The sequence below is a fragment of the Streptomyces sp. NPDC005151 genome (assembly GCF_053599875.1).
Genome location: NZ_JBSFYR010000003.1, coordinates 136,271 through 161,903, shown reverse-complemented (window position 1 = coordinate 161,903; position 25,633 = coordinate 136,271). Strand labels below are relative to the sequence as shown.

The 25,633-nt window shown below is 71.1% G+C and carries 23 protein-coding genes and 2 pseudogenes; 14 read left to right on the top strand and 11 right to left on the bottom strand.

Going from position 1 to position 25,633, the window contains the following annotated elements; all coding sequences use genetic code 11:
- Nucleotides 1-62 precede the first annotated feature (62 nt).
- Nucleotides 63-1,178, top strand: a complete 1,116-nt coding sequence (locus ACWD6R_RS03680; protein ID WP_451817190.1) for an MBL fold metallo-hydrolase — start codon at nt 63-65, stop codon at nt 1,176-1,178.
- Here the strand turns inward: ACWD6R_RS03680 and ACWD6R_RS03675 are convergent.
- On the bottom strand, nt 1,168-1,788 hold the full coding sequence (locus ACWD6R_RS03675) for a DedA family protein (RefSeq protein ID WP_451817189.1): 621 nt from the start codon (nt 1,786-1,788) through the stop codon (nt 1,168-1,170). The genes ACWD6R_RS03680 and ACWD6R_RS03675 overlap by 11 nt on opposite strands.
- A complete protein-coding gene (locus ACWD6R_RS03670) occupies nt 1,785-2,567 on the bottom strand; it encodes an MBL fold metallo-hydrolase (RefSeq protein WP_451817188.1) in 783 nt (260 codons plus the stop codon). The genes ACWD6R_RS03675 and ACWD6R_RS03670 overlap by 4 nt, the downstream gene beginning before the upstream one ends.
- 341 nt (nt 2,568-2,908) lie before the next feature.
- Here ACWD6R_RS03670 and ACWD6R_RS03665 point away from each other — a divergent pair, with 341 nt between their 5' ends.
- The 7 genes from ACWD6R_RS03665 (at nt 2,909) to ACWD6R_RS03635 (ending at nt 12,703) form a co-directional block, all read left to right on the top strand.
- Nucleotides 2,909-3,313 carry a hypothetical protein gene (locus tag ACWD6R_RS03665; RefSeq protein ID WP_451817187.1) on the top strand — a complete coding sequence of 135 codons (405 nt, stop codon included), beginning with the start codon at nt 2,909-2,911 and terminating at the stop codon, nt 3,311-3,313.
- Between the two features lie 98 nt (nt 3,314-3,411).
- Nucleotides 3,412-5,535 (top strand): phage holin family protein, encoded by a 2,124-nt coding sequence (locus tag ACWD6R_RS03660; RefSeq protein WP_451817186.1) that lies wholly within the window; start codon nt 3,412-3,414, stop codon nt 5,533-5,535.
- A 232-nt stretch (nt 5,536-5,767) separates the two neighbouring features.
- Entirely contained in the window at nt 5,768-7,882 is a 2,115-nt protein-coding gene (gene ligA, locus ACWD6R_RS03655; protein ID WP_451817214.1) for an NAD-dependent DNA ligase LigA, read from the top strand.
- A gap of 182 nt (nt 7,883-8,064) precedes the next feature.
- Complete coding sequence (locus ACWD6R_RS03650; protein WP_376663301.1) at nt 8,065-8,889, top strand: rod shape-determining protein; 825 nt, start codon at nt 8,065-8,067, stop codon at nt 8,887-8,889.
- 113 nt (nt 8,890-9,002) lie between these two features.
- Nucleotides 9,003-9,479, top strand: a complete 477-nt coding sequence (locus ACWD6R_RS03645; protein ID WP_451817185.1) for a hypothetical protein — start codon at nt 9,003-9,005, stop codon at nt 9,477-9,479.
- A 53-nt stretch (nt 9,480-9,532) separates the two neighbouring features.
- Entirely contained in the window at nt 9,533-11,836 is a 2,304-nt protein-coding gene (gene secD / locus ACWD6R_RS03640) for a protein translocase subunit SecD (protein WP_451817184.1), read from the top strand.
- A 132-nt stretch (nt 11,837-11,968) separates the two neighbouring features.
- Nucleotides 11,969-12,703 (top strand): YoaK family protein, encoded by a 735-nt coding sequence (locus ACWD6R_RS03635; protein ID WP_451817183.1) that lies wholly within the window; start codon nt 11,969-11,971, stop codon nt 12,701-12,703.
- A gap of 18 nt (nt 12,704-12,721) precedes the next feature.
- On the opposite strand, the gene ACWD6R_RS03630 is transcribed toward ACWD6R_RS03635, so the two are convergent.
- Nucleotides 12,722-13,531: a helix-turn-helix domain-containing protein gene (locus ACWD6R_RS03630; protein WP_451817182.1), complete on the bottom strand. Its 810-nt coding sequence runs from the start codon at nt 13,529-13,531 to the stop codon at nt 12,722-12,724.
- 62 nt (nt 13,532-13,593) lie between these two features.
- Between ACWD6R_RS03630 and ACWD6R_RS03625 the strand changes: the two genes are divergently transcribed.
- Together ACWD6R_RS03625 and ACWD6R_RS03620 are read left to right on the top strand one after the other, a co-directional pair.
- Nucleotides 13,594-13,899, top strand: a complete 306-nt coding sequence (locus tag ACWD6R_RS03625) for a 4a-hydroxytetrahydrobiopterin dehydratase (protein ID WP_406423197.1) — start codon at nt 13,594-13,596, stop codon at nt 13,897-13,899.
- A gap of 303 nt (nt 13,900-14,202) precedes the next feature.
- On the top strand, nt 14,203-14,946 hold the full coding sequence (locus ACWD6R_RS03620; protein WP_451817181.1) for a class I SAM-dependent methyltransferase: 744 nt from the start codon (nt 14,203-14,205) through the stop codon (nt 14,944-14,946).
- A 228-nt stretch (nt 14,947-15,174) separates the two neighbouring features.
- Here ACWD6R_RS03620 and ACWD6R_RS03615 read toward each other — a convergent pair whose 3' ends face one another.
- Entirely contained in the window at nt 15,175-15,384 is a 210-nt protein-coding gene (locus tag ACWD6R_RS03615) for a hypothetical protein (protein WP_451817180.1), read from the bottom strand.
- A 118-nt stretch (nt 15,385-15,502) separates the two neighbouring features.
- Here ACWD6R_RS03615 and ACWD6R_RS03610 point away from each other — a divergent pair, with 118 nt between their 5' ends.
- Nucleotides 15,503-16,432, top strand: a complete 930-nt coding sequence (locus tag ACWD6R_RS03610) for a class I SAM-dependent methyltransferase (protein WP_451817179.1) — start codon at nt 15,503-15,505, stop codon at nt 16,430-16,432.
- Here the strand turns inward: ACWD6R_RS03610 and ACWD6R_RS03605 are convergent.
- The 4 genes and pseudogenes from ACWD6R_RS03605 to ACWD6R_RS03590 all read right to left on the bottom strand — a co-directional run.
- Nucleotides 16,429-16,911, bottom strand: coding sequence for an RICIN domain-containing protein (locus tag ACWD6R_RS03605; RefSeq protein WP_451817178.1), 483 nt, complete (start codon nt 16,909-16,911; stop codon nt 16,429-16,431). The genes ACWD6R_RS03610 and ACWD6R_RS03605 overlap by 4 nt on opposite strands.
- A 95-nt stretch (nt 16,912-17,006) precedes the next feature.
- Complete coding sequence (locus ACWD6R_RS03600) at nt 17,007-17,843, bottom strand: aldo/keto reductase (RefSeq protein WP_451817177.1); 837 nt, start codon at nt 17,841-17,843, stop codon at nt 17,007-17,009.
- Nucleotides 17,844-18,051: 208 nt separating this feature from the next.
- Nucleotides 18,052-19,851, bottom strand: a complete 1,800-nt coding sequence (locus ACWD6R_RS03595; RefSeq protein ID WP_451817176.1) for an AMP-dependent synthetase/ligase — start codon at nt 19,849-19,851, stop codon at nt 18,052-18,054.
- Nucleotides 19,852-20,207: 356 nt separating this feature from the next.
- A pseudogene (locus tag ACWD6R_RS03590) lies at nt 20,208-20,480 on the bottom strand (LysR family transcriptional regulator); the annotation flags it as partial.
- 117 nt (nt 20,481-20,597) lie between these two features.
- Between ACWD6R_RS03590 and ACWD6R_RS03585 the strand changes: the two are divergent.
- Nucleotides 20,598-21,644, top strand: a complete 1,047-nt coding sequence (locus ACWD6R_RS03585) for a bile acid:sodium symporter family protein (protein WP_451817175.1) — start codon at nt 20,598-20,600, stop codon at nt 21,642-21,644.
- Nucleotides 21,645-22,136: 492 nt separating this feature from the next.
- On the opposite strand, the gene fdhD is transcribed toward ACWD6R_RS03585, so the two are convergent.
- The 3 genes and pseudogenes from fdhD to ACWD6R_RS03570 form a co-directional block, all read right to left on the bottom strand.
- Nucleotides 22,137-22,985: a formate dehydrogenase accessory sulfurtransferase FdhD gene (gene fdhD / locus ACWD6R_RS03580; RefSeq protein ID WP_451817174.1), complete on the bottom strand. Its 849-nt coding sequence runs from the start codon at nt 22,983-22,985 to the stop codon at nt 22,137-22,139.
- Nucleotides 22,986-22,990: 5 nt separating this feature from the next.
- A pseudogene (locus ACWD6R_RS03575) lies at nt 22,991-23,119 on the bottom strand (2Fe-2S iron-sulfur cluster-binding protein); the annotation flags it as partial.
- A complete protein-coding gene (locus tag ACWD6R_RS03570; protein ID WP_451817173.1) occupies nt 23,091-23,369 on the bottom strand; it encodes a ketopantoate reductase family protein in 279 nt (92 codons plus the stop codon). The pseudogene ACWD6R_RS03575 and the gene ACWD6R_RS03570, both read right to left, overlap by 29 nt.
- Nucleotides 23,370-23,582: 213 nt before the next feature.
- Here ACWD6R_RS03570 and ACWD6R_RS03565 point away from each other — a divergent pair, with 213 nt between their 5' ends.
- A complete protein-coding gene (locus ACWD6R_RS03565; RefSeq protein WP_451817172.1) occupies nt 23,583-24,539 on the top strand; it encodes a beta-ketoacyl-ACP synthase III in 957 nt (318 codons plus the stop codon).
- Nucleotides 24,540-24,901: 362 nt separating this feature from the next.
- Entirely contained in the window at nt 24,902-25,579 is a 678-nt protein-coding gene (locus tag ACWD6R_RS03560) for a GntR family transcriptional regulator (protein ID WP_451817171.1), read from the top strand.
- Nucleotides 25,580-25,633: the final 54 nt, after the last annotated feature.

The window sequence follows — 25,633 nt, the reverse complement described above, 5'->3', positions numbered from 1 at the left end:
GACGCACTGGCATACGTGAGCGCTGACGTACCGACGACGCCTTCCGGGACGGGAGTCCTTCGATGACGGAACAGACCGAGCGCTCCGATGCCGGGGCCGCGCCTTCGGCCCCCCTCGGCGAGATCGTCTCGCCGCGCCCCCTCGGTGAGGTGCGGGTCTGGCCCGCCGGCTTCGCCGACCGGCTCACCGCCCCGCTCCCGGGTGTCAGGGGCATGCCCAGGCTGGCCCGTGAGCGCGCCATGCGGCCCAACGCGGAGGGGCTGCGCGGCATCCACCGGCTGCCGTACGCCCCCGAACCGCTGCCCGCCACCGACGCGGGCACGACCTCCGTCACCTGGGCCGGGCATGCCAGCTGGATCATCCGCACAGGCGGGCTGACCATCCTCACCGACCCCGTCTGGTCCCGCCGCGTCCTCGGCACACCCGCCAGGATCACGCCCGTCGGTGTCCGCTGGGAGGACCTGCCGCCCGTCGACGCGGTCGTCATCAGCCACAACCACTACGACCATCTCGACGCCCCCACCCTGCGCAGGCTGCCGCGCGACACCCCGCTGTTCGTCCCCGCCGGGCTCGGCCAGTGGTGCCGTCGCCGCGGCTTCTCCTTCGTCACCGAGCTCGACTGGTGGGAGTCGGCGGTGCTGCGCGGAGTCCGTTTCGACTTCGTGCCCTCCCACCACTGGTCCAAGCGGACCCTCACCGACACCTGCCGCTCCCTGTGGGGCGGCTGGGTCGTCAACGCCATCGATAGCGGCGACGGGCCGCGGGTCTACTTCGCCGGGGACAGCGGCTACGGGCACTGGTTCACGGAGATCGGCCGCCGCCACCCCGGGATCGATCTGGCCCTGCTGCCGATCGGGGCGTACGAACCGCGCTGGTGGCTCGGCGACGTGCACACCGACCCGGAAGAGGCCGTGCAGGCGTACGAGGATCTCGGCGCCCGCGCGATGGCGCCGATGCACTGGGCGACGTTCCTGCTCTCCGCGGAGCCCGTACTCGAACCGCTCACCCGGCTCCGTACCGCCTGGCAGCGTGCCGGACATCCGCGCGAACACCTGTGGGACCTGCCGATCGGTGGCTCCCGGCTGCTGGACGGGACCCATGCCCCGCAGACACCCCGCACCCCGCGGACGCACCGCACCCCGCACACCCCCCGGGCGCCCCGGGGCATCAGTGGCTGAACCGGGCCCGCATCCTGCGCCACACCGCGGGAGAACCACTGATCAGCAGCGTCAGACCGACCGCCGCGACCACGCCCTGCCACGGCTCCGGGAACAGCGAACCGCCCAGAATGCCGATCAGCTGATACGTCGCCGCCCACGCCAGACAGGCCGGTATGTCCCCACGCGCGAACCTCCGCAGCGGCATGCGCCCCAGCAGACACGCCAGCATCACCGGAATCCGCCCGGCCGGCACCAGCCGCGACAGCACCAGCACCACCGCGCCGTGCTCGTCCAGCTTCTGCTGCGCCTGCGCAAGCCGCTCCGGCGCCGCCCGGTCAGTGATCGCCCGCAGCCACTTCGAGCCGTTCTTCGACCGCACCCCGCGCTGCCCCAGCCAGTACAGACAGATGTCCCCGAGGAACGCCGCCGACGACGCCACCCCGAACACCACCAGGAGCGCGAACGGGTCCGTCTGGTGGAACGCCACCACGGCCGCCGAACTCACCAGCGCCCCCGTCGGCACCACGGGCACCAGTGCACCCAGCGCCACCAGCAGGAACAGGGACGGATAGCCGACGGCCTGCTGCGTCGACTCAGGGGGCAGCTGCCCCACGACCTCCGGGATCACCTGGCGGCCTCCGGCCGCACATGCTCGCCGTGGGTCAGCCGGTGCACCGCAACGTCCGGCGCCAGCAGCGCCGCCTGCCGGACGAACTCGTCACCCGGTGAGTGGAACTCGTGCGGCCGGACCCCGTCCATCCCGATCGGCCAGTACGTGCCGTAGTGCACCGGCACGGCCGAGCGCGGCGCCAGCCGGGCCAGCGCCTGTGCGGCCCGGCCCGCGTCCAGATGACTGTGGCCGAGATACGGGCCCCAGCCGCCGACCGGCAGCAGCGCCACATCCACCGGGCCGACCGCCTCTGCCATTCCGTCGAACAGCCCGGTGTCCCCGGCGAAGTACGTGCGGGCCTCGCCCTCGACGACATAGCCCAGGGCGGGGGAGCGGTGCGGGCCCACCGGGAGCCGCCGGCCGTCGTGCTGCGCGGGGACGGCCCGTACCAGAAGCTCACCGACGCGCACCTCGTCCCCCGCCGCCACCTCGGTGATCCGCAGTTCGCGCACGAGGCGCAGTGTCCGCAGTCCCGGTACGGAACGGACGGCGCCCACCGGCACGATCAGCCGGGTGCCGGGGGCGAGACGGGCCAGCGACGGCAGATGCAGGTGGTCGGAGTGCAGATGGGAGACGAGGACGACGTCCGCGACGGTGGCCTCGGGGCCCGGGAGCGCACCCCGGCGACGGCGCAGATGCGCGAAGCGGCGTACGAAGAGAGGGTCGGTCAGGACACGGACTCCGGAGTCCTCGATGGTGCAGGTGGCATGACCCCACCAGGTGACTTCCACCGGCACCGTCTGTCTCCCGTCCGTCGTGGCTCTCTGTTCCAGTCCCTTGAGCGTAGTGCCGGAGCGGGTGGGGGCGGATGCGTCCGGCCGCTGAACCGAAGAGGCGCCCTCAGTCCGTCAGCCCCAGCGCCCCCGCTGCGTGGATCGCCGGCCAGACCTCCGCCGGCGCCCCCGTCGACGCCGGATCGCGGTCGGCCGGCGCACCATGCGCCCCCGCCCCGGGTCCCGCCCGGCGCCGGGGACGCATGTGTGTGCCGGCACGTACTCCGCCCGTCCTGACATGCGCCTTTTTGTACGGGAGTCGGAGGGGTAAGGTCGCTTGTACGCCTAGCACGGGGGGAACGCCCATGGAGGACGTACGGGTGGCGGCCATCGCCAGTCTCACGCCGCTGGAGGAGCTCGACAGCGACCCGTTCCTCGTGGACACGCGCAGCCAGCACGCCATGTGCGCCCGCTGGGCCGCGGACAAGGGCTATGTCGTCACGCGGCAGTTGCGGTTCTACGGGCTGCGCCCCGACCACCACGCTCTGTGGGCGGATGTCGACGACGGCGACGTCGAACTCTTCGTGGCGGCCAACGACCGGGTGCTCGCCCGGGCACTCACCTCGGTGCCGGAGTTCGCCGCGGAGTGCGAGCGGCGAGGCGTACGCCTGGAGTTCGCCGGTTTCGACGAGCCGTCGTACAGCTCCCGTACGAAGGCGAGCGTGCACCGCAGGCTCTCCATGCCGACCGCCGGATACGACGGCTGCTGACCGCCGCCCGTCCCGGGCTCCGTGCCGTGCGAACCTGCTGTGAAAGGCTGGGGCCGGGTCCGGAACGGCAGGGCCCGGACGTGTGAGGTGGGAACGGCGTGGGTAACGGGCGATGGCGTACGGCCGGCAGCGCCCTGATGCGAGTGATCGTGGTGTGGGCCGTCTCGACCCTCACCATGCTGGTGCTCGCCGGGATTCTGCCCGACTTCCAGCTCCAGTCGGACAACGGCGACAGCTTCACCAAGATCGCGTTCACCGCTGCCTGGGGCGCCGGCGCGTTCGGTCTGCTCTCCGCGCTGGTCTGGCCGGTCCTCGTGCGGGCGCTGCTCATCGTGCCCGCCCTCGTCCTCGGGATGCTGGTCTTCTTCCTCAACGGCTCGCTGCTGCTCGTCGCCCTGCGGCTCATACCGGACGGGCGCGGCGCCGCCAACCCGGAGACCGCGGTCGTCGTCGCCGCCGTGATGTCCGCCGTCGCCTCCGCGACCTCCACCGCACTCGCCGTCCGCGACGACAACGCCTACCGACGCAGGCTCTCCCGCCTCGCCGACCGGCGCCGCCGTCGCAGCGGCGCGGACGGCGGCCGCAGCGGACCGCCGGGCACGGTCTTCATCCAGCTCGACGGCGTCGGCCACGACGTCCTCGCGCGGGCCGCCGCGGGCGGTCTGATGCCCACCGTCGCGCACTGGCTCGCCGATGGGTCGGGCCACCGGCTCACCCCGTGGCGCACCGACTGGTCCAGCCAGACCGGAGCCAGCCAGCTGGGCATCCTGCACGGCAGCAACTTCGACATCCCCGCCTTCCGCTGGTACGAGAAGGAGACCGGCGACGTCATGGTCTCCAGCAGACCCGCGAGCGCCCTCGAACTGCAGCGCCGCGCCATCGTGCGCACCCGTGACGGCGGGCTGCTCACCCTCGACGGCGCCAGCCGCGGAAACCTCTTCAGCGGCGGCGCCGACCAGCTCGCCCTCGTCCTGTCAATGGCTGCCCGGCGGGGCAAGGGGCGCCGCTCCCGGGCCGGCTACTTCGCGTACTTCTCCGACCCGGCCAACGCCGTCCGTACCGCCCTGTCGTTCGTCGCCGAGGTCGGCCGGGAGATCGGCCAGTCGACCCGGGCGCGGATCCGGAAGGACGCACCCCGGATCAAGCGCGGCGGGCTCTACCCCTTCATCCGTGCCTTCGCGACCGTCGTCGAGCGTGACGTGGTGGTCGCGGCGCTCATCGGGGACATGTTCGCCGGACGCACCGCCGTCTACGCCGACCTCGTCGCGTACGACGAAGTGGCGCACCACTCCGGGCCCCACAGCCGCGACGCGGACAAGGTCCTCGCGCGCCTGGACCGTTCCCTCGCCCTGATCGTCAAGGTCGCCGGACACACCCCTCGCCGCTACCGGATCGTGCTGCTCTCCGACCACGGACAGAGCCCGGGGGAGACCTTCGCCGGGGCGTACGGGCTGACACTCAAGGACCTGGTGCGGGCGGGCTGCGGGCTGCCCGTGCCCCGGCGGGCGCAGCGTACGAAGAGCGGCTCGGAGGCGCGGGACGCGGTACGGATCGCCCTGCACCGGCCCGTCGAGGAAGGCGAGGCGGAACTCGCCGCGACCCCGTCCGACCCGGTCGTCCTCGCCTCCGGCAATCTCGGCCTGATCTCCTTCCCCGGCATCGACGGGCGCGCGACCCGCGAACAGCTCGACCGCCGCCATCCCGCGCTGCTGAGCACCCTCGCCAACCACCCCGGCATCGGCTTCCTGCTGGTCCGCAGCGAGCTGCACGGATCGGTGGTGCTGGGGCGTGGCGGCGCACAGACACCGGTGTCGGAACTGGCGGACGGGGAAGGCCTGCTGGAGCCGTTCGGCCCGGGCGCGGCGGACGCGGTGCGGCGCACCGACACCTTCCCGCATGTCGCCGATGTGATGGTCAACTCGATGTACGACCCCACCACGGGCTGTGTGCACGCCTTCGAGGAACAGATCGGCTCCCACGGCGGGCTGGGAGGTGAGCAGTCCCGGCCGTTCCTGCTCCACTCGCCCACCATGTCGGAGCCGGTGACCTCCCTCATATCGGCGGGGCCGGGTGCGGACGGTGCGGAGCTGGTGGGGGCCGAGCAGGTGCACGAGGTGCTGCGGCGCTGGCTGCGGGAGTGTTCCGGACCGCAGGTACCGCTGACTTCGGACGACGCCGATGATTCCGGCGGGGCGGACGGGACGGCGGCGCAGGCCGGCTGAGAGCCTGTCGGGTGACCTTCGATCGGAAAGCGGACGCGGTCTGGTGTGTGCGATTCCAAGGCGCCGGAAGGTCTTCGGATGGGGTCTCCCCTGTTCGAACGAAGCTGAGAGCTTGGGGAAGGAGCTACTAGGGCATTTCGGCAACGCGGGAAGCGTGCGTGCCAGGGCGTGGCCGCCCGATCAGAGGTCACCCGACAGGCTCTGAGGAGCATTGTCAGTGGTGGACGGCAGGATGGGGTCCATGACGAACTCAGCTGTTGTGCTCGCCGATGCCGCCTCCTACGCCGCCGCGGTCGAAGAAGCGTCGGCGGCCGCCGCCGCGTACTACGCCGCGGGCGAGAGCACGCTCGACGACGACGCGTACGACCGGCTGGTGCGCGGGATCGCCGCATATGAGGAGGAGCACCCGCAGGACGTGCTGGCCGCCTCGCCGACCGGCAAGGTGGCCGGCGGCGCCGCGGGCGGGGACGTACCGCACACGGTGCCGATGCTCTCCCTGGACAACGTGTTCTCCGCCGAGCAGTTCGCCACCTGGACGGCGTCCCTGGAGCGCCGGATCGGCAGACCGGTCGCCGCGTGGAGCGTGGAGCCCAAGCTCGACGGGCTCGCGGTCGCCGCCCGCTACCGGTCGGGCCGCCTGGAGCGCCTGATCACCCGGGGCGACGGCACGGCGGGCGAGGACGTGTCGCATGCGGTCGGCACCGTCGTCGGGCTCCCGGAGCAGCTCGGCGAGCCGGTGACGATAGAGGTCCGCGGCGAGATCCTGATGACGAACGAGCAGTTCGAACAGGCCAACACGGCCCGCACCGAGCACGGCGGCGACCCCTTCGCCAACCCGAGGAACGGCGCCGCGGGCACCCTCCGCGCCAAGGACCGCCCCTACACGGTCGAGATGACGTTCTTCGCGTACGGCGCCCTGCCGCTGCCCGAGTCCGGCAAGCTGACCGACACGCTGGCCGGACTCCCGCACAGCGAAGTCCTCAGGTACGTCGCCGGGCTCGGCGTGCACACCGCGGCCGGCACGGACGTGGCGCCGCGCACCGTCACCACGGTCGAGGAGGTGCAGGCCCGGGTCGAGGAAATCGCCGCGCTGCGCGCCTCGTTGCCGTTCGGCATCGACGGCATCGTGATCAAGGCCGATCTCGCGGCCGACCAGCGCGAGGCCGGTTCGGGCACCCGGGCGCCGCGCTGGGCCATCGCGTACAAGCTCCCGGCCGTCGAAAAGGTCACCCGGCTCCTCGGCGTCGAGTGGAACGTCGGCAGGACCGGCATTATCGCCCCGCGCGCCGTGCTGGAACCCGTCGAGATCGACGGATCGACTGTCAGTTACGCCACGCTGCACAACCCCGCCGACATCACCCGCCGCGATCTGCGCCTGGGCGACCGGGTGATGGTCTACAAGGCCGGCGACATCATCCCCCGCATCGAGGCCCCGGTCGCCCATCTGCGGACCGGCGACGAGCAGCCCATCGTCTTCCCCGAGACATGTCCGCAGTGCGGTTCCGAGATCGACACGAGCGAGCAGCGCTGGCGCTGTGTCCGGGGCCGCGACTGCCGCCTCGTCGCCTCCATCTCGTATGCGGCGGGCCGCGACCAGCTCGACATCGAGGGCCTCGGCGCGACCCGCGTCGTCCAGCTCGTCGATGCCGGGCTGGTCACCGACTTCGCCGATCTCTTCACGCTCGAACGCGAGCAGCTGCTCGGCCTGGAGCGGATGGGCGAGACGAGCACCGACAACCTCCTGGCCGCCATCGAGACGGCGCGTACCCGCCCGCTCTCCCGGGTCTTCTGCGCCCTGGGCGTACGGGGCACGGGGCGTTCCATGTCGCGGCGGATCGCCCGCTACTTCGCCAGCATGGACCGGATCCGCGCCGCCGACGTCGACACGCTCCAGCAGGTCGACGGCATCGGCAAGGAGAAGGCCGCCGGGGTGGTCGCGGAGCTGGTCGAGCTCGCCCCGCTGATCGAGAAGCTGGTCGCCGCCCGGGTCACCATGGTCGAGCCCGGCGCGACGCCGCCGCCGGAGCCGGGCGGGGAGGGCACGGGCGCGGCTGCCGCCGACGCGGACGGCGAGACGGCGGCCGAACGGCCGCTGGACGGAATGACCGTGGTCGTCACCGGGGCCATGACCGGGGCGCTGGAGAAGCTCTCCCGGAACCAGATGAACGAGCTGATCGAGCGGGCCGGCGGGAAGTCCTCGTCCAGCGTCTCCAAGCGCACCACGCTGCTCGTCGCCGGAGAGAAGGCCGGGTCCAAGCGCACCAAGGCGGAGGACCTCGGCGTGCGGATCGCCGCACCGGACGAGTTCGCCGAACTGATCGCCGAGTTCCTGCCGTCGGAGGTGTGAGGGGCTCACACGCGGGCGCCGTCCGCGAGGGTGGACGGGCGGGCGCGCCGAGCCCTTGGATTTTGCCTGAGAGTGGCTTTCTTTGCCTTCTTATTGCATAGTGAGGGCTCGGTCATGCCTCGCTATCGGCGAGCCGACGAGTGTGTGAACGGCTGCTGCGGCAGGCCGGGGGATGAGGGACGATGCATTCTCCGCACGACGGACGGCGACACGGCCGGTCCGTCCGCAACGGCTACCGCGGTGTCACCCGCGGACTCGCCCTCGACCTCGGCAGTTCCCGCACCCGCGCCTGGATCCCCGGACTCGGCATCGTCACCGACGCCGAGTCCACCGACGATCCCGAGGGTGGGCGCGGTCACGGCCGTCCGGTACGGCGCGGGCGCATCGTCGACCCCGAGTCCTGCGGCCGGATGCTCAGCCGCATCGCCGACACGGCACTGGGCGCCGACCGCAGCGAGACCCTGATCGTCCTCAGCCACCCGGTCCTCGCCGGGCCCGAACACCGCGCCGAGGCGCGGGAGCTCCTCGCCGCACTCGGGCCGACGAGCGTCATCGTGCTGAACAGCGCCAGGGCCGCCGCCGCATACGCCGGGCCGCAGGACGGCGGCCCGCTGCTCGTCGTCGACATCGGCGCCGAGCTGACCGAGGTCACCCTCCTGGTCGACGGAATGGTCCGGGACGCCCGCCAGGCCGAGACCGGACTCAGCGACCTCGGACCCGCCGAGCCGCCCACCGCCGTCGTCCGCACCGCACTGGACATGATCATGGAGATGTGGCAGCAGGACCGGCACGGCGCGGTCCTCGGAGCCCTGCGCAAGGGACCGTTGCTCGCCGGAGGCGGTGCCCTGCGCCCCGACATCACCAACCGGATCGCGGTCCGCCTCGGGGTTCCGGTGCGGCTCGCCGACGACCCGGCCACCACGGTGGTCCGCGGCGCGGGGCTGATCCTCAGCTCCGCGCTCCGGCACGCTGCCGCGGCACCGGCGCTGCCCGGCCCGGCGAGGTGACCACCTTCCCGGGGACGCCCCCGGGGAACACACCTCCGAGAGGGCGACCGGACAGCCCGGCACACCGTACGGCGCGCCGAGGGCACGCGACAGCGGCCCGTCAGGCCCTGGTCGTGTTCCTTCTCGTCGTGCTCACCGTCGTCGGCGGCGCGTCCGCGGCCGTCGCGGCCGCCGGAGCCGTAACCCCGCCACGCTCCCTGTCCGGTCCGTCGCCCGCCGCCGCGCACACGGCCGTCGTTCCGCCGTCCGCCCAGCACACCGACCGGACCGCCCGCCCCGGCCACCCGCACGACACCCGGCGGACCCGCACGGCCACGGCGACCGGCCACGACCGCACAGTTCTCCCGGCCGTTCCCCGCCCCTGGGTCGCCACCGACCACATCCGCATCCAGCACCAGCTCCCGCCGCCCGGCCCCGGCGGCGCCCTGCTGCCGGGGGCGCCCGGCATCCTCGTACCGCTTCCGGCTCGGCAACGGGCCCCGGACACCCCCTCCTTCGCAGCCGACCCCCTCCGCGTGGCGCTCCCCGGCGTACGCGGCCCTCCGAGGACGGACCGTTCCCCCGGCCACCGTTCTGCTCGACAGACCTGACGCCGCGTCCTCGCCGAGGCGAGTGCGGCCGGCGTCCCTCTCGGAGGATTTCCATGACTCGCGCCACCACGGTGCGAGCGGTTCTGGCTGCGGCCGTGCTGCTCGTCTCCGTGCTCATCACGCTGACCATGTCACCCAGACTCGGCCTCGATCTTCAGGGCGGCACCAGGTTGGTGCTCCAGGCCAAGGACTCCGCCACCACGAAGGCGGACCGGGAGAGCACCGACCGAACCCTTGAGGTGCTCCGCCAGCGCATCGACTCGCTCGGCGTCGCCGAGCCGACCCTGACCCGGTCCGGAGAGGACCGGATCATCGTCGAACTGCCCGACGTCCAGGACCCGCGCAAGGCCGCCGAAGTCATCGGCAGGACCGCCCAGCTCAGCTTCCACGCCGTCCAGGGTCCCGGCACGGAACAGGAGAACGGGAAGGCCGCCGGGCTGACGCTGCCCGACGAGGAGGGCCGCCCTCTCGCCCTCGGCCCGGCCCGGCTCACCGGCGCGGGCGTCAAGGACGCCGGGGCCTCCTTCGACGCCCAGCAGGGCGCCGGCTGGACCGTTGCCCTCGACTTCCACAAGGGCGCGGGCCGGGACTGGACCCGGCTGACCGGCGAAGCCGCCTGTCATCCCGTTCAGGACGATCGGCGCCGGGTCGCGATCGTCCTCGACGACCAGGTGATCTCCTCGCCCCAGGTCGCCCCGTCCGTCGGCTGCAATGTCGGCCTTCCGTCCGGCTCCACACAGATCACCGGCTCCTTCGGCGCCGACGAGGCCCGCGATCTCGCGCTGCTCATCAAGGGCGGCGCGCTGCCCGTTCCCATCGAGATCGTCGAACAGCGGACCGTCGGTCCGACGCTCGGCGCCGCCGCCATCGACGCCAGCGCACAGGCCGCCCTCATCGGCGCCGCCGCCACCGCCCTCTTCATCACGTTCGTCTACCGGCTCTTCGGCGCCCTCGCCGCGATGGCCCTGGCCGCGTACGGAGTCATCTCGTACGCCGCACTGGTCGCTCTCGGCGTCACCCTCACCCTCCCCGGACTCGCCGGATTCGTCCTCGCCATCGGGATGGCGGTCGACGCGAACGTGCTGGTCTTCGAACGCGCCAGGGAGGAGTACGCGGAACATCCCGGCCGCTCCCTGCGCTCCGCGATGACCGCCGGATTCCGTAACGCCTGGAGCGCGGTCGCCGACTCCAACGTGACCACCCTGATCGCGGCCGGTCTGCTCTTCTTCCTCGGCTCGGGACCGGTCAAGGGCTTCGGAGTCACGCTCGCCATCGGTGTTCTCGCTTCGATGTTCTCGGCGCTCGTCATCGCTCGCGCCCTCACCGAGATCGCGTCCCGCTCGCGGTTCGTCAGCGACTACCGGAACGTCAACGGCATCGCCCGCCCCGGCCGTGTACGGACCTGGCTGGCCCGCCGTGATCCGCAGCTGTTCCGGTCCCCCCGCCGCTGGCTGCTGATCTCCACGGCGCTGATCGCCGTCGCGGTCCTCGGCATCGTCGTACGGGGTGTCAATCTGGGCGTGGAGTTCACCGGCGGCCGGCTCGTCGAGTACTCCACCAGCCGGCCCGTCGACGTGGAGACCGCCCGCACTGCCCTGGCCGGCGCGGGGTTCGGCGACGCCGAGGTCACCACGGCGGGCGCGGGCGACCTCTCCGTACGGACCGGGGACCTCAGCAACGACGAGGAGCACGCCCTGCGTGCCGCCCTTGCCGAGGAGGGCGGCCACACCACCAAGGTCCGCGACGAACTCATCGGCCCCAGCCTCGGCGACGAACTGCGGCGCAACGCGCTGATCGCGCTCGCCATCGCCGTCCTCGTGCAACTCGCTTATCTGGCGGTCCGGTTCCGCTGGACGTTCGCCCTGGCATCGGTCGCCGCGCTCGTCCACGACGTCATCATTCTGGTCGGCGCGTTCGCCTGGCTCGGCCGCACCGTCGACGGCATCTTCCTGGCCGCACTCCTCACCGTCATCGGCTACTCCGTCAACGACTCGGTGGTCGTCTTCGACCGAGTCCGCGAACTGTGGGCGAAGGCGCGCCGCGTACCCGTGGCGACCGTCGCCAACCGCGCCGTCCTGCAGACCGTTCCCAGAACCGTCAACACCGGCATGGGCGCCCTCTTCATCCTGGCCGCTCTCGCCGTGCTGGGCGGCGACTCCCTCGCGGACTTCGCGCTCGCCCTGCTCATCGGTATCTGCGTCGGCACGTACTCCTCGGTCATGACCGCCGTACCGGTCGCACTCACCCTGGAGAAGAGCAGCAAGGCCCCGCCGCCCGCCCGCAAGCGGGCCCCCGGGCGCACGTCCGGCGCGGGGACGAAACGCCGGGACCCGCTCGACAACGGGGCGCGCGTGTAACCGCTTCGCGCTCCCGCAGCGTGTGCCGCCCCCGCCCACCGGGGCGGGGGCGGCACACGTCGCGGCGGTCCTGTGTTCCGCACCCCGGTCACGGCACAATCCTGATTCCGTCCCGGTGATTGGAGCGTGCCCATGCGCGTCATGCTGCGTGAGGCATGGGCCACCCTCGTACCGGACATGACGGACCGGCACGGGCCGCTGCCCCCGCTGATGCTCGCCCTGACCGTCGTCACCGGGCTGGTGGACGCCGTCAGCTATCTCCAACTCGGCCGGGTCTTCGTCGCGAACATGACCGGCAATGTGGTCTTCTCCGGGTTCGCGTTCGCCGGAGCCCCCGGCTTCTCGCTCGCCGCGTCGCTCGTGGCGCTCGCCGCGTTCGCCGCCGGGGCGCTGCTCGGTGGCCTGGTCGTGCACCGCACCCGCACCCACCGGGGCAGGAACCTGCAGTACGCGCTCCTCGCCGAGACGGTGTTCGTCGCAGCCGCCGTGATCGTCACCCAGGTGTCCGGCAGTCCGTACGCCGGTGGGGTCCGCTTCACCCTCATCGTGCTGCTCGCGCTCGGCCTCGGCGTGCAGAACACCGCCGCCCGCGCGCTCGCCGTCCCCGACCTCACCACCACCGTGCTGACCCGCACCATCGCCGCCGACAGCCACCTCACCGGAGGCGCCGGCAACAAGGCCGGGCGCCGGGTGACCTCGGCCTGCGCGATGCTGCTCGGCGCCGTGGCCGGAGCCACCGCGGTCCTGCACGGACACCCGACGCTGCCGCTGCTGCTCGCCGTCGCGATCCTGGCCGCGGCGAGTGCGGCGGCCACCGTCCTGGCGCGAACCGACGCACCGTGGACCCGCCCCCTCGCCAAGGGGTGACACACCGGACGCGGACTGTCAGAACGGGAGCGACCTCAGATACGCGGCGGTCTCCTGATCGGCGGGCAGAAACGTCTCGATCGCCAATTCGGCCACCGTCACATCCATCGGCGTATTGAACGTCGCGATGGAGGAGACGAACGAGAGCACCCGCCCGTCGTGCTCGATCACCATCGGCAGCGCGAACGACAGTGCCGACAGTGGTCCCGCCGGCTCGTCCTGCCCGTCGGCGCTCTCCGGTACGGGATAGGAGGCGACCTCCTCGTACAGCTCACGCAGCTCCGCCGAACGGGCCAGCGCGATCTGACGTTCCATCTGCGCCAGCAGGTCGGCCCGCCACTCCCGCAGATTACGGATCCGCGGAGCCAGACCCTCCGGGTGGAGGGTGAGCCGCATGGCGTTGAGCGGAGGTGCGAGCAGGTGCTCGGCCACCCCCTCCAGCAGCATGGCGATACCCCGATTGGCGGCCACCACGTTATACGTCCCGTCGACGACGAGCGCCGGATACGGGTCGTATCCCTGCAACAGCTGCTCCATGCCCTCGCGCAGCGCACCCATCGCGGGATCGTCGAGCGCGGTCTCCGCGTAACGAGGCGCATAACCGGCCACCACCAGCAGGGCATTGCGTTCCCTGACCGGCACATCGAGATGCTCGGCCAGCCGGAGGACCATCTCCTCGCTGGGGCGGGAACGGCCCGTCTCGATGAAGGAGATGTGGCGGGCCGAGGAGTCCGCGCGCAGTGCCAGCTCCAGCTGACTCAGTCGGCGCCGCTCCCGCCAACTGCGCAGCAGTGGCCCTACCCCCGTGTCAAGCGCGACAGTTGTCATACGGAGACCGTAACGTCACCGGCACGGCCCATCGACAACCGACCTTGTGAGGGAGTCGCACCATGCCCGCCGAACCGCTGTCGCAGAAAGAGATCGAGGACCGGCTGCGCGAGCTGCCCGGCTGGGCGCTGGAGGGGGACCGAATCACCCGCAGATACCGGTTCCGCTCGCACTTCGCCGCCGCCGGACTCACCATCCATGTCGCGCAGATCCAGGAGGAGCTGAACCACCACTCCGATCTGACGCTCGGCTACAACACCGTCTCCCTGTCGGTGAACACGCACGATGCGGGCGGGGTGGTCACCGAGAACGACCTGGAACTTGCCGCGCGCGTGGAGGCGATCGCCGCGGGGCACGGCGCGGCGTGACGGAGCGGGGGCGCCGCGCTCGTCGGGGCGCCGCGCCGGACCGCACCTAGCCACCCCGAACGGAGGCGCCGCATTCGCCGGGCGCCGCGGCGGACCACATCATCGGGCGCTCAGGGCGGGCCGGGCCGGCCCCGACGCAGCGGCCGCCTCGGAGAGCCTTCCGGTGCCGGCGAGGGCACGTACGGTCCGCAGGCGGCGTAACTCCGGTTCCATGGGCGCACGTTGTGTGCCCCCGGCGAGACGGCAATACGGCCCTGCCTTTTCTGTCCGGCGATGCCGGGTGGTTGTCCTACAGTCGCCCTCATGCTGGATTACAACGCTGAGGCAGCTGCATACGACGCGACGCGCGGCGGCGTGCCCCGGGCCGAGGCGGCGGCCCGCGCTCTGCTCGGGCTGGTCCCGGAGTCCGCCCGCACGCTGCTGGACATCGGCTGCGGTACGGGACTGGTCACCGAACGGATGGCGCTGGCCCGGCCCGCACTGCGGGTGCTGGGCACCGATGCCTCGTACGGCATGGCGCGGTTCGCGCGGCAGCGGATCGGCGCCGTGGCGCTGGCCGACGCACGGCGGCTGCCGCTGCCCGCCGCCGCGGTCGACGCCGTGGGCACCGTCTGGCTGCTGCATCTGCTGCGGGGGGCGGGTGACGTGCGGGCGGTGGTGTCCGAGGCGGCACGGGTGCTGCGGTCCGGCGGCGTGTTCGTCACCACGGTCGACAAGGACGCGGCGCACGACGTGGGCAGCGACATCGACGACCTGTTCGCCCCGTACCTGCGCCCGAGCCCGTCCGACCCCGAGGAACTGGTCGTCGCGTACGGGGCGGAGGCCGGGCTCGATGTGGTCGGGGAGAACCGATTCCTCGGACACGGGCAGGGGTGGACACCGCAGAGTGCGGCGCGTGGCGTGCGTGCGGGCTACTTCGTCTCGCGTCTGGAGCTGCCGGGGGCGGCAGCCGACGAGCTGGCGGCGGCGCTCCTGGCGCTGCCCGAGCCGGACCGGCCGCGCCCCGAGCCGGAGTACCGGCTGCTGGCGTTCCGGCGCAGGGGCTGAAGTCCGGCGGGGTTGGGGGTTTGTCCGAGGCTGCATCGCAGGTGGGAGGGGGTCTCCGGGCCATGCGGCGTACCGGTGGTGCACCGATGGCGCATCGCGCTGGATCAGGGAGCGGCCCGCCGCGGAGCGTCGGCGACTGAGGACAACGCCGCAGATGTGCATGCCGAACCCCGTGAACCCGGCATGATCCGAACGAGAGGCCCCAGGAGGGTCCGACAGATGACCTCCTTACGTCACCGTCCAGGCCCCGTCGTCCGCAGCCTCCCGCGCGAACGCGCCGAAGTCCTTCGGAGCCCGTCCCAGCACGCGCTCCACCCCGTCCGTCGTCCTCGCGTTGTGACCGTCCAGCAGTGTCGTGAACAGCTCGGCCAGGAAGCCCGCTTCGGACCCCGGCATGCCGAACTCCTCAAGATCCGCCGCATTCTGAGGCTCCGTCACCGATACCGCCTTCAAACGCGGCCGCGGCGTCAGCCCCCAGGAGTACCGGAGAGGCCGCGGCTTGCCGAACCGGCAACAAAGTTCGCCACCTGCCTGAGGCCCGGCGAGGCTTGTCCGCATGACGAAGCACGCCGATCACGGCCCTCATCACGACAGCACCCACGGCCGGCACGACCGTACCGGGCACAGCCACCACCACGACACCACCGACCTCGACTGGGACGTCATGGGCCCGCTGCTGGAGCGGAACGGCGAGCTCAGCAGCCCCCAGTACGCGGCGGCGGCCCACTGGATCGCCGGACTGCCCACCGCCCCGCAGGTACGCAGGGTCCTCGACATCGGCAGCGGACCGGGCGTGATCTCCTGCCTGCTCGCCGAGGAGTTCCCCGAGGCCGAAGTCGTCGCCGTGGACGGCACTCCGGCGCTCCTGGAGCGCACCCGGGCCCGCGCCCAACGCCTCGGACTCGGCGATCGCGTCCGTACCCTGCACGCCGAACTCCCTGACGAGCTGGCCAAGTTGGGAGAGGCGGACCTGATCTGGGCGGGCAACGCCCTGCATCACATGGGAGACCAGCGCGCCGTCCTCGCCGGCTTCGCCGGACTGCTGCGCCCCGGCGGGACCGTCGCCCTCGTCGAGGGCGGGCTGCCGCCCCGTCAGCTTCCGCGCGACATCGGCATCGGCCGGCCCGGCCTGGAGGCCAGGCTCGACGCGATCACCGCGGAGTGGTTCGAGGAGATGCGGGCGGCGCTCCCGGACGCCAAGCAGGAGATCGAGGACTGGAGCGCCCTGTTCACCGCGGTGGGGCTGGCCCCGCAGGGCACCCGCAGTTTCCTGCTCGACCTGCCCGCACCCGTCTCCGGCCAGGCGCGCGACCATGTCATCGCCGAATTCGCCCGCCGCCGCGAGATGTTCGCCGGGGAACTCGCCGCCGACGACCTCGCCACACTCGACCGGCTGCTGGACCCCGAGGACCCGGCCGGACTGCACTACCGCCCCGACGTCTTCCTGCTGACGGCGCGCACGGTCCACCTGGCCCGACGCGCCTAAAAGGTGCCCGGCACCGGCTCCAACTGCCACCACTGGCCGGGGGAGTCGGTGTCCTCCCATTGCCGCACATTGGCGCCGTCCGCCGTGGAGCCGTCGGCCACTTCCAGGACGAGTCCGCTGATGAAACTGACCAGCGTCACGGTGCCCGGCGCATCCAGGTGCTGTTCGATCAGCCACTCCTGGGCGCCGTAGTTGTTGGCCTTCCACTGCTGGACGTTGGCTCCGTTCTCCGTGGAGGCCTGCGCGACATCCAGCCGCTTGCCGCTGTGCGCATTGGTCAGGTGGTACAGCGCGGCACCCTCGTGCACGGGGGAGAGCTGCCAGTGCCGCCCGCCCGCCCCGTCCTGCTTGTCCGCGCCCTGCTGCACGTTGGCGCCGCTGCCCTTGGCGGAGCCGTCAACCTCCAGCAGCAGTCCGCTGCCCACATTGCGCAGCCGGTACAGACCCGGTGCGACAACGGGTGCCGTGTCCGCGCTCATGATGGTGTCTCCTCCGGTTCACCCGCATACAGACCGCCGTCCGGCGGGGGACCCGGACGGCGGTCGTGCGTGATTCGGTCGTGCCACGGCTGGGCTCAGGCACCCAGGTTGAACTCGCCCGGGTTCGGGCCGAGGCGCTTGCCCTCGTCCAGCGCGGCGAACGCGGCCAGGTCGTCGGCGTCCAGCTCGAAGCCGAACACATCGATGTTCTCCGCGATCCGCGACGGTGTCACGGACTTCGGGATCACCACGTTGCCCGTCTGGAGGTGCCAGCGGAGCACCGCCTGCGCGGGCGTGCGGCCGTGCTTCCGGGCGATCGCGACGACCGTCGGGACCTCCAGGAGGCCCTTGCCCTGACCCAGCGGGGACCAGGCCTCGGTGGCGATGCCGTGCCGCGCGTGGAAGGCGCGCGACTCGGCCTGCTGGAGCTGCGGGTGCAGCTCGATCTGGTTGATCACCGGGACCACGGAGGTCTCGCCGAGCAGGCGCTCCAGGTGCTCCGGAAGGAAGTTGGAGACACCGATGGCCTTCGCGCGACCGTCGGCGTAGATCTTCTCGAACGCCTTGTACGTGTCGATGTACGCGTCCTTGGCAGGCACCGGCCAGTGGATCAGGTACAGGTCGACGTAGTCGAGGCCCAGCTTGTCCAGCGAGGCGTCGAAGGCGCGCATCGTCGACTCGTAGCCCTGGTCGCGGTTCCACAGCTTGGTGGTGACGAAGAGCTCCTCGCGGGGGACACCGGAGGCGGCGACGGCCTTGCCGGTGCCCTCCTCGTTCCCGTAGATCGCGGCGGTGTCGATGCTCCGGTACCCGGACTCGATGGCCTTCGCGACCGCCTTCGCGGCCTCGTCGTCGGGCACCTGCCAGACACCGAAACCGAGCTGCGGCATCTCGACGCCGTTGTTGAGGGTGAGGGAGGGGACCTGGCTCACGAGCGGTCGATCCTTTACGTCGTCGGTTGGTATTCCCATGCTCAACGATCAGGAGGCGCCATGCATTCCCTTCCGACCGGCCGTTCAGCACCCCTTCGTCTCCGCATCCGGCCTCACCGCCAACAGCGTCGACCTGAGCTGGGGCGCATCGACGGACAACAAGGCCGTCACCGCCTGTTCACCTCCGGCGGGGCGGCGCGGGCCTGCCTCAGCGGTACAGCGCGTCCACCTCGACCGCGTACGCCGTCTCGATCGCCTTCCGCTTCAGCTTCAGCGACGGGGTCAGCAGACCGTGCTCCTCGGTGAACTGATGCGCAAGGATCCGGAAGGTACGGATCGACTCGGCCTGCGACACCGCCGTGTTGGCGGCGACCACCGCCCGCCTGACCTCCATCTCCAGATCCGGGTCCCGTACCAGGTCCGCCGCGTTCATCGGCGGCCGCCCCTGCATGGTGAGCCAGTGGTCCACGGACTCCTGGTCCACGGTCACCAGCGCCGCGATGTACGGCCGGTCGTTGCCGACCACGATGCACTGCGCCACCAGCGGATGGGCCCGCACCCGCTCCTCCAGACCGGCCGGCGACACGCTCTTGCCGCCCGATGTCACCAGGATCTCCTTCTTCCGCCCGGTGATCGTCAGATAGCCGTCCTCGTCGAGCGCACCCAGGTCGCCGGTGGCCAGCCAGCCGTCGTGCAGCACCGCGGCGGTGGCTTTCGGGTTGCCCAGATAGCCGCCGAAGACATTGGCGCCGTGCACCCACACCTCGCCGTCGTCGGCGATGTGCACGGTGGTGCCGGGGATCGGCTGACCGACCGTGCCGTACCGGGTGCGCTCCGGCGGATTGGCGGTGGCCGCCGCCGTGGACTCGGTCAGTCCGTACCCCTCGTACACCGTGACGCCCGCGCCCTCGAAGAACAGACCGAGCCGCCGGTCCATCCCCGAACCGCCCGACATGGCGTGCCGGATCCGGCCGCCCATCGCGTCGCGGACCTTCTTGTACACGACCTTGTCGAAGAACTGGTGCTGCATCCGCAGCCCCGCGGAAGGGCCGGGGCCGGTCCCGAACGCTCGGTGCTCCATCGCCTCCGCGTACTTCACCGCTACGTCCACGGCCTTGTCGAAGGGCCCGATCCTGTCCTCCGCCTCGGCCTTGCGCCGGGCGCCGTTGAGGACCTTCTCGAAGATGTACGGAACCGCCAGGATGAATGTCGGCCGGAACGACACCAGGTCCGGCATGAGCGCCTTCGCCGACAGCTCCGGCTGATGGCCCAGCTTCACCCGCCCGCGGACCGCCGCGATCTCGACCATCCGGCCGAAGACGTGCGCCAGCGGCAGGAAGAGGAGCGTGGCGGCCTCGTCGCCCGGCTTGGAGTGGAAGACCGACTTCCAGCGCGACGCCATCGTGTCCGTCTCGAACATGAAGTTGGCATGGGTGATCACGCAGCCCTTGGGGCGGCCCGTGGTCCCGGACGTGTAGATGACGGTCGCCACCGAATCGGGCGTCACCGCCCGCCGGTGCCGGTGCACCACCTCGTCCTCGACACGCACGCCCGCCTCGACCAGCTCGGTCACCGCGTCCGAGTCCAGCTGCCAGAGTCGCTTCAGCTGGGGCAGCCGGTCGATCACCGAGGCGATCGTCATCGCATGGTCCTCGTGCTCGACCATGATCGCGGACACCTCGGCGTCGTGCAGCATCCAGAAGACCTGCTCGGCGGAGGACGTCGGATAGACCGGCACGGACTGGGCGCCGACCGTCCACAGCGCGAAGTCGAAGAGCGTCCACTCGTAACGGGTACGCGCCATCAGGGCGACCCGGTCGCCGAACCGGACACCGTGGGCGATCAGCCCCTTGGCGAGCGCGAGCACCTCGTCGCGGAACGTCGCCGCGGTGACATCACGCCAGTGTCCGTCCGCGTCCTTCCGGCCCAGCGTGACCCGGTGCGGATCCTCCTCCGCATAGTCGAAGACGGCATCGGCCAGCCCGCCTACCTGGGGCGCGACCGCCATGGGGGGGACAGTGAACTCGCGCAATGACCTGCTCCTTGTGGCGCTCCGCACAGCGCCGTGACGCTACCCCACCGGGTGGCTCGGCGGGAGGGTCCGGAACGACCGGAAAGCGTGCCATCTGCACAGGTCAGCCACAGATATCCGGCCAGATGGGCAAGGCTCGGGCGCGCTTCTGACGGTGGAGTAAGTAGCTCGCGCCGGAATCTCCACCGGATCTGTACGCCTCGGCCACTCCCGTCATGACGGTCAGGGGTGTTCCGTACCTGCTGCCCATTCTCCCCGCGCACGCGTGCGGTCATGCGCCGCCGCGGCCGCTGATCGCGTTGATCCCGCCGACGCCACGGATCAGCCGGTCGCCGCCCGCGCAGCCGCGTTCCGGTGAAGAACGCCGCGGCCCGCTCATGGGCCTGCAGGATCGTCCGCGCGAAGCCGAGCATCGCCTCACCGTCCACGGTGAGATCGACCCGGTGCGTGTCTCGCGTGAACAGCTGGCGCCCCGTCGCGTCCTCCAGCCGCCGCACATGCTGACTCACCGTGGACTGCCGCACGCCCAGCCGGCGGGCGGCCTGGGTGAAGCTCAGCGTCTGGGCGACGGCAAGAAAGGTACGGAGCTGTGCAGGATCGTACATAGCGCCCAGGCTATCGCGAAACATGATGACAGTGAGAGTGGTATGCCGGATTCCCGATCGCGGTGATCAAGAGCAGGATGGAGAGGGCACGACCTGAACGAGAGACACGTGGAGCACATGAGCCGCCGCACCATCAAGCTGCCGTCCTGGCTGCCGATCGACCCGCACATCCTGGCGCTGATCGGCACGGTCGCGCTCGCGGCGCTGCTGCCCGCATCGGGGACCGCCGCGGAGGTCGCCGACGGTGCGTCGACCGGAGCGGTCGCCCTCCTCTTCTTCCTGTACGGCGCCCGCCTCTCGACCGCCGAGGCGCTCGACGGCCTCAGGCACTGGCGGCTCCACCTCACCGTCCTGATCTGCACGTTCGTCGCGTTCCCGCTGCTGGGACTGGCGGGCAAGGGGCTGGTTCCGTACGTCCTGACCCCGCAGCTCTACAGCGGCTTCCTCTTCCTCTGCCTCGTCCCGTCGACCATCCAGTCGTCGATCGCCTTCACCTCGATCGCCCGCGGCAACGTACCCGCGGCGATCTGCGCGGGCTCCTTCTCCTCGATCGCCGGGATCTTCCTCACCCCGCTGCTCGCCGCAGCGCTGCTCGGCAACAGCGGCGGCGGATTCTCGGCCGACGCGCTGCTGAGGATCGGGGTCCAGCTGCTGCTCCCGTTCATCGCCGGCCAGCTGCTGCGCCGCTGGATCGGAGGCCTCCTCACCCGCCACAAGAAGGTCCTCGGCCATGTCGACCGGGGCTCGATCCTGCTGGTTGTCTATACGGCGTTCAGCGAGGGCGTGGTCGCCGGCATCTGGCACCAGGTCACCCCGGCGAGGCTCGGTGCGCTGCTCGCCGCCGAAGCGGTGCTGCTCGCGCTGATGCTCGCGCTGACCTGGTACGGGGCGAAGCGGCTCGGCTTCGACCGAGGGGACCGGATCGCCATCCAGTTCGCCGGTTCGAAGAAGAGCCTGGCGTCCGGGCTCCCGATGGCCAGCGTGCTCTTCGGGGCGCACGCGAGCCTCGCCGTGCTGCCCCTGATGCTCTTCCACCAGATGCAGCTGATGGTGTGCGCGGTGATCGCGAAGCGGCGCTCGCGGGATCCGCAGGACGGACTCCGGGAGCGCCCGGGGATTCCGGCGAGCGGTGCGGTGGCGGAGGAGCCCCTTTCGGTGGGCTGAGAGCCTGTCGGATGACCTTCGATCGGAAAGCGGACGCGGTCTGGTGCGTGCGATTCCAAGGCGCCGGAAGGCCCTCGGATGGGGTCTCCCCTGCTCGAACGAAGCTGAGAACTTGGGGAAGGAGCTACTAGGGCATTTCGGCAACGCGGGAAGCGTGCGTGCCAGGGCGTGGCCGCCCGATCAGAGGTCACCCGACAGGCTCTGAGCTTGAGATTTAACCCCCAGATTCGAACAGCGCTGACCAGCTCTTCTCGCCCCGCGAGCAAGCCCGTTGGGGCGACTCAAAGCGGGGCGCAATGGTGCATATGGGGCGCACATCAGAGCCGTGACGCCGACTGGCTGCCGTGTTCGAGCGGCGAGGTTAAATCTCAAGCTGAGGCGCTCGCCCGAACCCGAAGGCGCCGATGACGGACGCCACGGGGGCCGGACCGGCCGGCGCAGGGGGCGCTCCCCGCCGGCCGGACCCCTGACCCGTGTCACGGGCCGGGCGCCTCAGCCCTGGCTGACCGTCGCCTCCAGGGCGATGCGGTGCTCACCCGCGTACACGTTCATGGACGGACCCCGCAGAAATCCGACCAGGGTCAGTCCGGTCTCCGCCGCCAGATCCACGGCGAGCGACGACGGTGCCGAGACCGCAGCGAGCACCGGGATCCCGGCCATCACCGCCTTCTGTGCCAGCTCGAAGGAGGCCCGCCCCGACACCAGCAGAATCGCCCGGGACAGCGGCAGCCGGTCGTCGGTCAGGGCCCGGCCGACGAGCTTGTCGACCGCGTTGTGCCGACCGACGTCCTCCCGGACGTCGAGCAGTTCACCCGTCTCGGAGAACAGTGCCGCCGCATGCAGGCCCCCGGTCCGGTCGAAGACCCGCTGCGAATCGCGGAGCCGGTCGGGGAGGGCCGAGAGCAGCGCGGGCTCGACCCGGACCGGGGGAGTGTCGGCGATCGGGTGCCGGGTGGTGGTGCGGACCGCGTCGAGGCTCGCCTTGCCGCACAGCCCGCAGGAGGAGGTCGTGTAGACGTTGCGTTCGAGTGTGATGTCGGGGACCTGCACGCCGGGCGCGAGCTTCACATCCACCACGTTGTACGTGTTCACACCGTCCGCCGTCGCCCCCGCGCAGTACACGATCGACTGCACCTCGGAGCCGTCACCGATCACGCCCTCGCTGACCAGGAAGCCCGCCGCCAGCGCGAAGTCGTCGCCCGGCGTGCGCATCGTGATGGCGAGCGGTCTGCCGTTCAGCCGGATCTCCAAGGGCTCCTCGGCGACGAGGGTGTCGGGGCGCGTGGAGACCACCCCGTCCCGGATGCGGATGGTGCGGCGGCGCTCGGTGACCCGTCCCATGGCGGTTAAACCCGATTCTGTACGTGTTGGAAGCCGAAGCGGCCCTTGATGCAGAGGTTGCCGTGGGTCGCCGGGTTGTCGTGCGGAGAGGTGACCTTGACGATCTCATTGTCCTGCACATGGAGTGTGACGTACGCGACACACCCGATGGCGCGCTCGGGCGGCAGTGTGGCGCTGACCGTGCCCGCCGGGTCGGCGCTGTCGATACGCCGACCGGCGTGCGGGCCCGACAGGCCGTGGAAGTACCACCGGGGGATGCCGTTCTGAGCGGCGATCAGGGTGGTGCGGCCCGCGGGCGATGAGATGGACTTCGGCGCCGGCGCGGTGGAGCGCGGCCCCGACACAGGCGCCGATCGCACCGGCGCCGACAACTGCGACTTTCACGGGGCTCTCCGTTCGGTAAGGGACCGAGCGAGGGAACAGGAGACGATGTCAAGTCGACAGAATATTGTCTACAGTATGCGTTCAAGAGGGTCAAGGGTGTTGTCAAGCCTCCAAGCCTCGGCCGCTAATCCTGTGGGATCACGTGCCCCCTTACCCGGCGGTAGCCACCAAGACTGGATAGTTCCTGCCATACGTAGCGAGGGGAACCTCTACATGACCGGCTCACGTGTCGTGGCGCTCGGCCACTATCAGCCCGCCAAGGTGCTCACCAATGACGACCTGGCGGCCATGGTCGACACCAGCGACGAGTGGATCACCAGTCGCGTCGGGATCAAGACCCGCCATGTGGGAGGCCCTGACGAGCCGGTGGACGAGATGGCCGCGCACGCGGCGGCCAAGGCGCTCGCCACGGCCGGACTCGACCCCGCCGACATCGATCTGGTCCTCGTCGCGACCTCCACCGCGATCGACCGTTCGCCCAGCATGTCCGCGCGCGTGGCTGCCCGCCTCGGCATGGCTTCGCCGGCCGTCATGGACATCAACGTGGTCTGCTCCGGCTTCACCCACGCCCTCGCCACCGCCGACCATGCGATCCGGGCGGGCGCCGCGACCCGTGCGCTGGTGATCGGCGCCGACAAAATGGCCGACATCGCCGACTGGACCGACCGCTCCACCTGCGTCCTGCTCGGCGACGGTGCGGGCGCCGCGGTCGTGGTCGCGGACCCGCAGCGCGGCGCGGACGCCGCGCCCGGAATCGGCCCCGTGCTCTGGGGTTCGGTGCCGGAGATGGGCCGCGCGGTCCGGATCGAGGGGACGCCGCCGCGCTTCGCCCAGGAGGGGCAGTCCGTCTACCGCTGGGCCACCACTCAACTGCCGCCCATCGCGCGCAAAGTGTGCGAAAAGGCAGGCGTTACCCCCGAGGATCTCGCCGCGGTGGTACTGCATCAGGCCAATCTGCGGATCATCGAACCGGTGGCCAGGAAGATCGGTGCGGTCAACGCGGTCATCGCCCGGGATGTCGTGGATTCCGGCAATACGTCCGCCGCTTCGATCCCCATGGCCCTGTCGAAACTGGTGGAACGCGGCGAGGTCGACAGCGGCGCTCCGGCACTGCTTTTCGGGTTCGGCGGAAACCTCTCGTACGCGGGTCAGGTGATCCGTTGCCCCTGACCGTTCCTAGCCAGTGTGCGTAAGTGAGTCTTGGACGAGGTGCTTGAGACGGTCCCGGACCGCCACCCCGCAAGGCCCGGGCACCACAAAGGACACAGCCAACTCCCGCAAACCACCCACCACACCACCCCCACCCAGGTCGGACACCCGCCACCCAGCCCAACGAGCAACAGCCGCCAAGGTCGCCCATTCGACCCCAGAACCTCCGTTCCCACCCCCACCAACCCACCAACGGAACTCACCCCCGCACACCACAACTCACCTCAATGCAGCAAACCGACAGCAGCTCACAAACCCCCTGTGCTCGGTAGACTGAAGACTGTAGACAGTAGGCAATTGCTCGTCGCCCGGAGGGGACCGCGATGTTGTCCACAGGACTGCCACAGGGGGCCGTGCCGAAGCTGGAACGGCCCGCTCCGCTGCGCGAGCGCGTCTATGAGGCGCTGCTCGAACTGATCACCACGCGTGCGCTCCGCCCCGGCCGGCATCTGGTCGAGAGTGAGCTGGCGGGGCACCTCGGTGTGTCCCGGCAGCCGGTGCGCGAGGCCTTGCAGCGGCTGAACACCGAGGGCTGGGTCGATCTGCGTCCCGCCCAGGGCGCGTTTGTCCATAAACCCACCGAGGAGGAGGCGGACCAACTGCTCTCGGTCCGCACCCTGCTGGAGGCCGAGGCCGCCCGGCTGGCCACGGCAAACTCCGGCACGGCCGGCATTGCCGCCCTCGAAGAGCTCTGCGCCAAGGGCGAGCAGGCCGTTGCCGACGACGATGTGGATCTCGCCATCGCCACCAACGCCGCCTTCCATGCCAAGGTCATGGAGCTGGCGGGCAATGTGGTGCTCGCCGAGCTCGCCGGACAGGTCGACCGCCGGGTCCGCTGGTACTACACACCGGTGGCCCGCCGGCGCGGCACCCAGTCCTGGATCGAACACCGCTCGCTGATCGCGGCGATCTCCTCGCGGGACGAACAGCGGGCCACGGAGATCATGCGGGCGCACACGGAGCACACGCGCAAGACGTACCACCAGCGCGAACAGGGTTAGTGGACGGCTGACACGTGGAGGCCGGGGCGGCTCGCCCCGGCCTTTTCGTTGTCC